This window comes from Kitasatospora sp. GAS204B (assembly GCF_029892155.1).
Classification (GTDB): Bacteria; Actinomycetota; Actinomycetes; order Streptomycetales; family Streptomycetaceae; genus Kitasatospora.
Genome location: NZ_JARZAG010000005.1, coordinates 22225 through 33536, shown reverse-complemented (window position 1 = coordinate 33536; position 11312 = coordinate 22225). Strand labels below are relative to the sequence as shown.

Sequence of the window (11312 nt, the reverse complement as noted above, 5' to 3'; positions counted from 1 at the left end):
GCTGAGATGATGGCCGAGGACAAGCTTCGGTACTTCCTGAAGCGAGTGACGGCGGATCTGCACGAGACGCGTCGCCGCTTGAAGGAGGTCGAGGAGGGCGAGCACGAGCCGATCGCCATCGTCGGCATGGCCTGTCGCTTTCCGGGCGGGGTGAACGGTCCTGAGAGCCTGTGGGACCTGGTGGCGGACGGACGGGACGCGGTCTCGGTCTTCCCCGAGGACCGGGGCTGGGACACCGAGAACCTCTACCACCCGGACCCGGACCATCCCGGGACGTCCTACTCCCGGGAAGGCGCTTTCCTCGACCGTGCAGGGGCGTTCGACCCGGGGTTCTTCGGGATCTCGCCGCGTGAGGCGATGTCGATGGACCCGCAGCAGCGGCTGCTCCTTGAGACCTCCTGGGAGGCCATCGAGCGGGCCGGCATCGACCCGACCACGCTCAAGGGCAGCCGGACCGGCGTCTTCGTCGGCGTGATGTACAACGACTACGGCATCGTGCTCCAGCAGTCCGTGGAGGGCCTCGAAGGCCAGCTGGGGACGGGGACCTCGGGGAGCATCGCCTCGGGCCGGGTCTCCTACACGCTGGGCCTGGAGGGCCCGGCGGTGACCATCGACACCGCGTGCTCCTCCTCGCTGGTCGCCCTCCACCTGGCCTGCCAGTCGCTGCGCCAGGGCGAGTCGACGCTGGCGCTGGCCGGCGGTGTCACCGTGATGCTGACGCCCAGCACCTTCGTGGAGTTCAGCCGCCAGCGGGGCCTTGCCACCGACGGGCGCTGCAAGGCGTTCTCCGACGACGCCGACGGCACCGGCTGGGGCGAAGGCGTCGGCATGCTGCTGGTCGAGCGGCTCTCCGACGCCCGGCGCAACGGCCACCCCGTGCTCGCCGTGGTCCGTGGCAGTGCGGTGAACCAGGACGGCGCTTCGAACGGTCTGACGGCGCCGAACGGACCCTCGCAGCAACGGGTGATCAAGCAGGCCCTGGCCGACGCCGCCCTCACCAGCGAGCAGGTCGACGTGGTCGAGGCGCACGGCACCGGCACCACGCTGGGCGACCCGATCGAGGCCCAGGCCCTGCTGGCCACCTACGGTCAGGGGCGCCCGGCCGAGCGGCCGTTGTGGCTGGGGTCGGTGAAGTCGAACATCGGTCACACGCAGGCGGCGGCGGGTGCGGCCGGGATCATGAAGATGGTCATGGCGATGCGCCACGGGGTGCTGCCGAAGTCGCTGCACGTCGGTGAGCCGTCGCGGCACGTGGACTGGTCGGCCGGCGCGGTGGAGTTGCTGAGCGAGGCGCGGGACTGGCCGCGGACCGGCGAGCCGCGCCGGGCGGCCGTGTCCTCCTTCGGGTTCAGCGGGACCAACGCGCACATCATCCTGGAGCAGGCGCCGGCCGTCGAGCAGGCGCCGGCCGAGCCGGCCGCGATCGGGCAGTCGCCGGTGGTGCCGTGGCTGCTCTCCGGCCGCACGCCCGAGGCGCTGCGCGAGCAGGCCGAGCGGCTGCTGACCCGGCTCGACGCCGAGCCCGAACTGGAGGCGGTCGACGTCGCCTTCGCGCTGGCGACGACCCGCGCGGCCTTCGAGCGCCGGGCGGCGGTGGTCGCCGGCGACCGTGAGGCGCTGGCGGCGCTGGCGCGCGGTGAGTCGGCGGCGCGGGCGGTGGTCGGGCGCGCGGGATCGGCGGGCCGGACGGCGTTCCTCTTCACCGGTCAGGGCAGCCAGCGGGCCTGCATGGGCGCGGAGCTGTACAGCGCTTTCCCGGCGTTCGCCGAGGCCTATGACGCCGTGTGCGCGGAGCTGGACCAGCACCTGGAGACGCCGCTCAAGGACGCCGACGCGCTGATCGACCAGACCGCTTACACCCAGCCGGCGCTCTTCGCCGTCGAGGTGGCGCTGTTCCGGCTCGTCGAGTCCTGGGGTGTGCGGCCCGACTTCCTGGCCGGGCACTCGATCGGTGAGTTGGCGGCCGCGCACGTCGCCGGTGTCCTCTCGCTGGCCGACGCCGCCGAGTTGGTCGCCGCGCGCGGTCGCCTGATGCAGGCGCTCCCCGCCGGTGGCGCGATGGTGGCCGTGCAGGCTGCCGAGGACGAGGTGCTGCCGCTGCTGGCGGACCGCTCGGATGTCGGTATCGCCGCCGTCAACGGGCCTACGTCCGTGGTGATTTCGGGCGACAAGCAGGCTGTGCTGGAGGTTGCCGAGAAGCTGGCGGCCGACGGTCGCAAGACGAAGCGGCTGACCGTCAGCCACGCGTTCCACTCGCCGCTGATGGACGGCATGCTCGCCGAGTTCCGCGCGGTCGCCGCCGAGTTGACTTTCAACACCCCGCAGATCCCGATCATCTCCACGCTCGACCAGTCGGCCGACCTGACCTCGCCCGAGTACTGGGTGCGTCACGTTCGCGAGGCCGTCCGCTTCGCCGACGCGATCGCCACCCTGGAGCGTGAAGGCGTGCGCACCTTCCTGGAGTTGGGCCCGGATGGCACGCTGTCCGCGCTGGCCCAGGAGTGCGTGACCACAGCGGAGAGCGCATTCCCGCCCGTGCTGCGCCGCGACCGATCCGAGACGCAGACGTTCACCCTCGCCCTGGCCCAGCTGCACGTGCGCGGCGTCAAGCTCGACTGGCCGGCCGTCTTCGCCGGCAGCGGCGCCCAGCACGTCGACCTGCCCACCTACGCCTTCCAGCGCGAGCGCTACTGGCCCAAGCCGTACACCGGGTTCTTCACGGACGTGTCCTCGGCCGGGCTGGGCACGACGGACCATCCGCTGCTGGGTGCTTCGCTCGCGCTCGCGGATGCCGACGGTCACGTGTTCACCGGACGGCTCGCGCTGGACACCCACCCCTGGCTGGCCGACCACGCCGTGCTGGGCTCGGTGCTGCTGCCGGGCACGGCCTTCGTGGACCTCGCGATCCGGGCCGGCGACCAGGTCGGGTGCGAGGTGCTGGAGGAGCTGACCCTGGAGGTGCCGCTGGTCCTGCCCGAGCGCGGCGGGGTGCGGGTGCAGGTGGCCGTGGGCGCGCCGGACGCGTCCGGCCGGTGCCGGTTCAGCCTGCACTCGCGGCCCGAGGACGCGCCGGGCGACCTGCCGTGGATCCGGCACGCCACCGGCGAGTTGTCCGCCGGGGCGCCGGCCGCCGCGGCCTTCGGGCTCGGCGAGTGGCCGCCGCAGGACGCCGAGCCCGTCGCGGTGGACGGCCTGTACGACAGCTTCGCCGCGCTCGGCCTCGCCTACGGCCCGACCTTCCGGGGCGTACGGGCCGCCTGGCGCCGGGACGGCGAACTCTTCGCCGAGCTGGCGCTGCCGGAGGAGTCCCGGGCGCAGGCGGCGGCCTTCGGGCTGCACCCGGCGCTGCTCGACTCCGTCCTGCACACCCTCGCGCTCGGCGGGCTCGTCGCGGACACCGGCGGTGCGCGGCTGCCGTTCGCCTGGAGCGGGGTCCGCCTGCACGCCACCGGCGCGACCGAACTGCGGGCGCGGATCCGGCTGGTGGGCGAGAACGCGGTGGCGCTGGAGCTGGCCGACGCGGGCGGCCAGGCGGTGGCGGCCATCGAGTCGCTCGCGCTGCGTTCGATCTCGCCCGAGCAGCTCGGCGCCACCGGCGGCGGAGCCGGGGACGCGCTGTTCGGCCTGGAGTGGGTCACCGTACCCGCGCCCGCCGCCACCGGCCCGGACTGGGCGCTGCTCGGTCCTGACCCGGAGGACTGGTCGACTCTGCTGGGTGGCACGGGCGTTGACGCCCCACGCCACACCGATCCGACCGCGCTGGCGGCGGCGGTGGCGGCCGGGGCGTCGATGCCCCGGACCGTGCTGGCCGCCTGCCCCCCGTCCGCCTGCCCCCCGTCCGCCGGCCTGGCGGGCGACGTCGCACGGGCGACGCACGAGGCGGCGCACCGGGCGCTGGCGCTGGTCCAGCAGTGGCTCGCGCAGGACTGCACGGCCGACGCGCGTCTGGTGCTGGTCACCCGCGGTGCGGTGGCGGGCCGTCCCGGCGAGGACGTGACCGACCTGCCGTCGGCCGCCGTCTGGGGTCTGGTCCGCACCGCGCAGAGCGAGTACCCCGACCGCTTCGTCCTGATCGACCTGGACGGACACCAGGACTCGGCCCGCGTGCTCGCCGCCGCATGCGCGCTCGACGAGCCCCAACTCGCCATCCGGGCCGGGCAGCTGCTGGCTCCCCGGCTGACCCGGGTGGCGCTGCCCGCCGAGCCCATCGAGCCTGCCGGGCCCGCCGAGTCCGCCGCCTGGAACCCCGCCGGGACGGTCCTGCTCACCGGCGCCACGGGCTCATTGGGCCGCCTGCTGGCCGGCCACCTGGTGGCCGAGCGCGGTGTGCGGCACCTGCTGCTGGTCTCGCGGCGTGGCGAGAACGCCGACGGCGCAGCCGAGTTGAAGCGTGAGCTGAGCGCATCGGGCGCCGAGGTCAGGTTCGCCGCCTGCGACGCGGCCGACCGCGAGGCGATGGCCGAACTCCTCGCCTCGGTGCCCGCCGAGCACCCGCTGACCGCGGTGGTGCACGCCGCCGGCCTGCTGGACGACGGAGCCGTGGTCTCGCTCACTCCCGAGCGGGTCGATGCGGCGCTGCGCCCGAAGGTCGATGCCGCCTGGCAGCTGCACGAACTGACGAAGCATCAGAAGCTGGACGCGTTCGTGCTCTTCTCCTCCGTCGCCGGTGTCTTCGGTGGCCCCGGGCAGGCCAACTACGCTGCGGCCAACGCCTTCCTGGACGCCCTCGCCGAGCACCGGCGGGCCCAGGGCCTGGCGGCCACCTCGCTGGCCTGGGGCCTGTGGGCGACGGACGGCGGCATGGCAGGCGAGCTCGACCGGGCCGACCTGGAGCGGCTGGCCCGCGGCGGGGTGGCACCGCTGACCACCACGGAGGGCCTGGCCCTCTTCGACGCCGCCGAGTTGCTCGACCGGGCGCTGCTGGTGCCGGTCAAGCTCAACCTGGCCGGCCTGCGCGCGCACGCCGCCGCGACCGGCCAGGTGCCGGCGCTGCTGCGCGGCCTGGTGCGGGTGCCGCTGCGCCGGGCGGTGGCGGGGGAGCAGGAATCGGCCGCCGTACTGGCCGAACGGCTCGCGGGCCGCAGCGAGGCGGAGCGCGAGGCCGTCCTGCTCGATCTGGTACGCACCCACGCCGCCGCCGCACTCGGCCACGCGGGGCCGGAGGCGGTGGAGATCGAACGGGGCTTCCTGGAGCTGGGCTTCGACTCGCTGACCTCGGTGGAGCTGCGCAACCGGCTGGCCCTGGTCACCGGCCTGCGGCTGCCGGCCACGCTGCTCTTCGACCACCCGACCCCGGGTGCGCTGGCGGTCCGGCTGTGCCAGCAGCTGGTGTCGGCTGCCGCCGCGGGCGACGCGGCAGCGGGGGCGGGGGCGGGGGCGGTCGAGCCGAGCCGTCCGCTCGGCACCATCGGGGCGATGCTGCGCATCGCCGCCGAGAGCGGGCGCAGCCAGGAGTTCATGGGACTGCTCTTCGCCGCCTCGCGCTTCCGGCCCGCCTTCGCCGCGGCGCAGGCAGCCGAGCTGGCACCGGAGTTGCTGCGCCTGGCCGATGGGCCCGAGCAGCCGCTTCTGGTCTGCCTGCCCTCGCTGCTGGCGATCTCGGGCCCGCACCAGTACGCCCGGATCGCGGCGGCCTTCCGGGGCCGGCGCCAGGTGCTGGCGCTGCCGTTGCCGGGCTTCCTGGACGGCGAGCCGCTGCCCGAGTCGCCCGAGGCGATCGTCGAACTCGGTGCCCGGGCTGTCCTGCTGGCCACCGGGGGAGCGCCGTTCGTGCTGCTCGGCCACTCCACCGGCGGCATGCTCGCGCAGGCCACCGCGGTCCGGCTGGAGGAGCTGGGCGCCGCCCTGGCGGGTGTCGTCCTGGTGGACACTTACTCGTTCGCCGACGCGGACAGCGAGGCGGGCTCTGTCGACGCGGACGGCGAGGCCGCCGGCCTGGGCGACGCGGCCGAGGTGCTGCCGGTGCTGACCGGGGCGATGCTCGCCCGCGAGGGCGGGTACGTCCCGATCGACGACACCAGGCTCACCGCGATGGGCGGCTACCTGCGGATCTTCGCGGGCTGGCGGCCGGCCGGGATCGCCGCTCCCACCTTGCTGGTGCGCGCCGTCGACCTGCTCACCGCCCCCGGCGCGCCCGGCACGGACGAGCCGCAGACGGCGCGGGCGCGGGCGTCCTGGCCGCTGCCGCACACCGCGGTGGACGCCCCGGGCAACCACTTCACCGTGATGGAGGAGCACGCCGCCGCCACCGCCGACCTGATCGAGGACTGGCTGCGCGAGGTGCGCTGACACCCAGCCCGCCAGCACCCCCGCGCCGCCGGCACGAAGACCGCCGGCACGAAGACCGCCGCTCCGGCCCGACCCCCGGCGGGCCGGAGCGGCAACCCCCTGGCATGGTCGTCCTGAACGGGAGCGCGGCCCCTGACGGCCGGCAGCTCCCCCCACAGACCCGTACCCATCCCGAGAGAGACGAGAGATCCGTATGACCGTCCCGACCAGCGCCGAGTACGACCTGTGGATCCGTCGCTTCCACCAGGCCCCGGACGCCAAGGTGCGCCTGCTCTGCCTGCCGCACGCGGGTGGCTCGGCCAGCTTCTACTTCCCCGTGTCGGCCGCGCTGTCGCCCGACATCGAGGTGCTCGCGGTCCAGTACCCGGGGCGTCAGGACCGCCGCGCCGAGCCGAGCATCGGCACCATCGCCGAACTGGCCGACCAGATCCACCGGGTGCTCGCCACCCTGGACGACCGGCCGCTGGCGCTGTTCGGCCACAGCATGGGTGCGATCCTCGGCTTCGAGCTGGCCCGCCGGCTGGAGGCCGACGGGCGGGTGCCGGCGGCGCTGTTCGCCTCCGGGCGGCGCGGACCGGCCACGCACCGCGCGGAGTTCGTCCACCAGCGGGACGACGACGGCCTGGTGGCCGAGCTCAAGACGCTCAGCGGAACCAACACCGCGCTGCTGGGCGACGAGGAGATCCTGCGGATGATCCTGCCCGCGATCCGCAACGACTACCGGGCGATCGAGACCTACGAGCGCCCGGCGGGCGGGCCGCTGAGCTGCCCGATCGTCACGCTGATCGGCGACGACGACCCGAAGTCCACGGTGGACGAGGCCAAGGCCTGGGCCGAGGAGACCACCGGCGAGTTCTCGCTGCGGGTCTTCTCCGGTGGCCACTTCTACCTGGCCGCCCAGCAGCGGGCCGTGCTCGGCGAGATCACCGACCGGCTGCGGGCGCACACCGGCTGACCGGGGCACGCCGAAGGCCCGGAGCGATCGGCATCGGCCGGCCGCTCCGGGCCCTGGAGCCCAGCGAGTGACGTCAGGCGCTGGGCACCAGGCAGAGTTCGCTGGGCAGATCGCTGCGGCGGGTGACCTTGAGCTTGCGGTAGACCCGGGTCAGGTGCTGCTCGACCGTGCTGACGGTGATGAACAGCTCGCGGGCTATCTCCCGGTTGGTGTGCCCGAGCGCGGCCAGCGAGGCGACCCGCCGCTCGGCGTCGCTCAAGTCGCCCGCGTAGGAGGCGGACTCGGCGTGGTCCGCCGTCGTCGCCGGCGCCGGCTCCCCGCTCAGGTCGGAGAACATGCTGGACAGCCCGCGCTGGATCGGCTCGGCGGCCTGCTCCTTGGCCAGCTGCCAGGCCCGGCTCATCATGATCCGGGAGCGCTTGTGGTCGCCGAGGTTCTGGTGCGCGTAGCCCAGGTCGGCCAGGGCCAGCGCCAGTTCGACCCGCGAGTCGCAGCGCTGCAGATCGTCCACGGCCTGACGCAGCAGCGAGGGACGGTACTTGAGCTCGGCCACCGCCGCGCTCAGCCGCACCGTGCTGCCGCGCGAGAGCGAGGAGCCGGGCTGCAGCCGCTTGGTCTGCTCGTCGATCAGCACCTTGGCCTGCTGGTGGTTGCCCATCTGCAGGTGGACCCGGGCCGCCGCCCCGCGCCAGGGCACCACGCTCGGCAGGTCGAGGTCCCAGTCCTGCATCATCTCGCCGCAGATCAGGAAGTCGTCCAGCGCCGCGTGCGGGTGGTTGGTGGCCAGCCGGAACTCGCCACGGGCGTGCAGGTAGTGCATGCCGTAGCGGGTCTGGTAGATGGCCTGCGGGACGGGGTGGTTGAGCAGCTGCGCGGCGTCCTCGTACTTGCCCATCAGGGTCTGCGCCGCCAGCAGGGTGGCCAGCGGCAGGCCGATGTTCACCCCCCAGCCCTTCCAGGGGAGCTGGTCGAGCGCGCTCTTCGCGTAGCGCTCGGCGTCGAGCAACCGGCCCTGGCGCAGCGCGATCTGGCTGCGCAGCGCGAGCAGCGGCGGCCGCCAGCCCTCGGCGGCCCGCCCGACCCGCTCGAGCAGCTGCTCGCAGCAGAGCGCGGCGCGCTCCAGCTGGTCGCCGTAGATGAGCGCGAGCAGGGCGAACTCGACCTGTTCCCAGTGGCGGTAGGTCAGGCCGATGCTCCGCAGCACCTGCTCGGCGCCGAGGAAGGTGTTCTCGTCGGCCCGGCCGCTGAGCACCTCGTCCAGCGCGGCCGCGGCCTGCAGGCGCGGGTCGGCGCGGACGGCCGCGGGGGTGCGGTCCTGGTTGATGCTGCAGGAGCCGAAGTCCGGCAGCTCGGCCAGCGCGCCGGGGTAGGAGCTGGAGAGCAGCAGCTTGACGGTCTGCACCTCGGAGGCGGTCCGGCCGTCGATCTTGCGGCCCTGGGCCAGCATGTGCTCCAGCAGACCGGTGGCCTCGGTGATCCGGCCGTGCCGCAGCAGGTACTTGACGACCACCACCGAGTGCCGGTCGCCCAGCTCACCGGCCCGCAGGGCGGCGGTGAGCATCGGCAGGTGGCGGGTGGCGTTGCCCGGCTGCAGCTGCCACTCGACGCCGGCCAGCAGGGTGAGCACCTCGCCGCGCTGACGGGCGTCGGTGCAGTTGCGATGGGCGTGCTCGACGCACTGCCGGGCCAGGTCCGCGTCGCCGTCGAAGAGCGACTGCCGGGCGACGTCGCACAGCACCCGGGTGCTCCAGGCCTCGCCGGGCTGGTCGGAGGCCAGCAGCTGTTCGGCGATGGCCCGTTCCGGCGCGCCCTGGGCGTAGAGCAGCCGGGCGGCCTGCGCGTGCAGCCGGCTGAGCTCGGCCGGGTCGGTGTCGTGCAGCACGGCCGTGCGCACCGCCGGGTGCCGGAACCGGCCCTGCTCCAGCAGGCCGGCCGAGTCCAGGCCGTCGATGACGCCCGCCACCAGGCTTGGGAAGAGACCCAGCAACTGGCCGAGCTGCTGGTCCGAGGCGAGGTCGCCGAAGACGGCGATGCCGCGGGCCACCGCGAGCGCGGCCGGCTCGCTGCGGTGCAGGCAGCTGACCACGGCCTGGGAGAAGGCGAACCCGCCGCCCAGGCCGGCCGGGTGCTGGTCGGCGGCGAGTCGGGTGGAGGAGCGCAGGTCCTCCAGCAGGCTGTGCACCAGGAGCGGGTTTCCGCCCGTCAACGCGTCGACCCGGGCGGCCAGTCGGTCGGCCCGCTCGTGGTCGAGTCGGGTGCCGAGCAGCTGGACCACGCCCTCGTGGGTGAGCGGTCCGAGCATGATCCGGCGGCAGTGCGGCTGGCGCAGCAACTCGGCGTGGAAGGCGGGCTGCGGGTGCTGGCGGGCGGTGCGTTCGGTGAGCACCACGGCGATGCGTGCGGTGCCCAGCCGGCGGATCAGGAAGAGCAGCCACTGCAGGGAGAGCGCGTCGGCGTGGTGGGCGTCGTCGACGCAGATCAGTAGCGGAACGGTTCTGGAGAGGTCGAACAGGACCGCGCAGAGCGCCTGGACCAGGTCGGCCGGCAGCTGGTGGGCGCCGGTCGCCTGCGGCGCGATGCCCGCCGGGTGAGCCGTCGCGGCCTCGGCCGCCGTCGCGAGCAGGTGCTGGGTCTGCCGCAGGCGATCGGCGTCCAGCGGGGCCTGCTGGAGCAGTTGACCGACGATGCTGAGCGGCGTGCGGTGCTCGGCCTGCGCGCCGGTGGCGCGCAGAACGGTGGCGCCCGCCTCGGCGGCGTGCTCGCCCAAGGCGCACAGCAGGACGGACTTTCCGCTCGCGACAGGGCCGACCACCAGGCCGACCGATCCCTTGCCCCGGACGGCGTCCGTGGTGATTCTGCGGAGGAGGTGCAATTCTTCGGCGCGCTCGATGAGATCAGGACGGCCAGTCATGTTGTGGCTCCTTGCGTCGGGTCCTGCATCCGGTCCAGTCGAGGTCTGGTGGGGGCAGACGTTGCGTGGAGTGGAGAAACTGGCTGGGGCGTAGAGAGGGGAACCCGGTGCAGCGGGAATCCCGACGGATGAGTTGTGCCGCACTCCGTGCTGGAACACTTTTCTCCCAGATGAAATGCACGAAAATTCTGGCGAACCGCTGATGATCGATGGGTGACTATTCGGGCCTCAATAGTGTGGTCGGCCCACAACTCCCCATTCCCGCGCACCGGTGAGCCGTTTCGGGTCGGCGGCTACTAGTTGCGGGACAGCTGATCTGAAACATAACACTGCTCCGGCCGACGGGGACATGCCTGTCGCTAGGAACTGATCAAGAATTGAGGATGGCGGGCCGGTGGGCCGCCCGGAGGGGTGTCGGCGGCCGTGACCGATCCGGCAATTGCTGATGAATCGGGCAAATGGGCGCGCTGGCGGGGAGTCACGGGAGCTGGAAACGCCGCGTTAACTCGGCCGTTGCAGAGGAGGAGTGATGGACCGTCAACGTTCATCGGGGCGCGGCCGGGCCGAGGTGGGCCGGACCGAGGGGCGGAGTACGGTTGTCCCGTAGTTGCCGCAGCTCTGACCTGGTCCGATGACGTCGATGGCCGGTCCGGTCCAGCCTGTTCGCTGGATCGGACCGGCCATGGGCTCGGTCGGTTCGGGCTGTTCGCTGGATCGGACCGGCCGTCGGGCCGGGCTGCTCTGTGCTGCTCTGTGCTGCTCCGGGCCGCTCTGGGCTGGTCCGGTGACGTTCGCTCAGGCCCGCTGCGGCTCCGTGCCCGGCGGTACGCAGCGGTCGACCGTCAGCTCGGCGGGTGCCTGGCACTCGGTCCGGTCCAGCCGCAGGGTCAGCCGGCAGCGCCGGTGCCGCACCCCCGGCAGGTCGAGCATCGGCCCGAGGTGGCCGACGATCCGGTCGGCGGCCGACTTGGAGATCCCGAACACCACGGCGACCTCACGCATGGTCAGATTGGTCCGCCGGTAGACCGAGACCAGCAGGACCCGGTCCGCCAGGGACAGCGTCCAACGCCGGCCCACCCGGGGCGTATCCGCCTGCGTGTGCGGCCGCAGTGCCTCCAGCAGTTCTTCGAACTCCGCGGTGTCCAGACCCGTGAGGAG

General features: G+C 73.5%; 3 protein-coding genes and 1 pseudogene. 2 read left to right on the top strand and 2 right to left on the bottom strand.

What is annotated here, in order from left to right; all coding sequences use genetic code 11:
• Positions 1–9: 9 nt before the first annotated feature.
• Positions 10–6288: a type I polyketide synthase gene (locus tag P3T41_RS08815; protein ID WP_280689262.1), complete on the top strand. Its 6279-nt coding sequence runs from the start codon at positions 10–12 to the stop codon at positions 6286–6288.
• A 193-nt stretch (positions 6289–6481) separates the two neighbouring features.
• Positions 6482–7243, top strand: a complete 762-nt coding sequence (locus P3T41_RS08810; protein WP_280689070.1) for an alpha/beta fold hydrolase — start codon at positions 6482–6484, stop codon at positions 7241–7243.
• A gap of 73 nt (positions 7244–7316) precedes the next feature.
• Here the strand turns inward: P3T41_RS08810 and P3T41_RS08805 are convergent, their stop codons facing one another.
• Complete coding sequence (locus tag P3T41_RS08805) at positions 7317–10154, bottom strand: LuxR family transcriptional regulator (RefSeq protein ID WP_280689069.1); 2838 nt, start codon at positions 10152–10154, stop codon at positions 7317–7319.
• Positions 10155–11072: 918 nt separating this feature from the next.
• Positions 11073–11234 (bottom strand): annotated as a pseudogene (locus P3T41_RS08800) (transposase family protein); the annotation flags it as partial.
• Between the last annotated feature and the right edge of the window lie 78 nt (positions 11235–11312).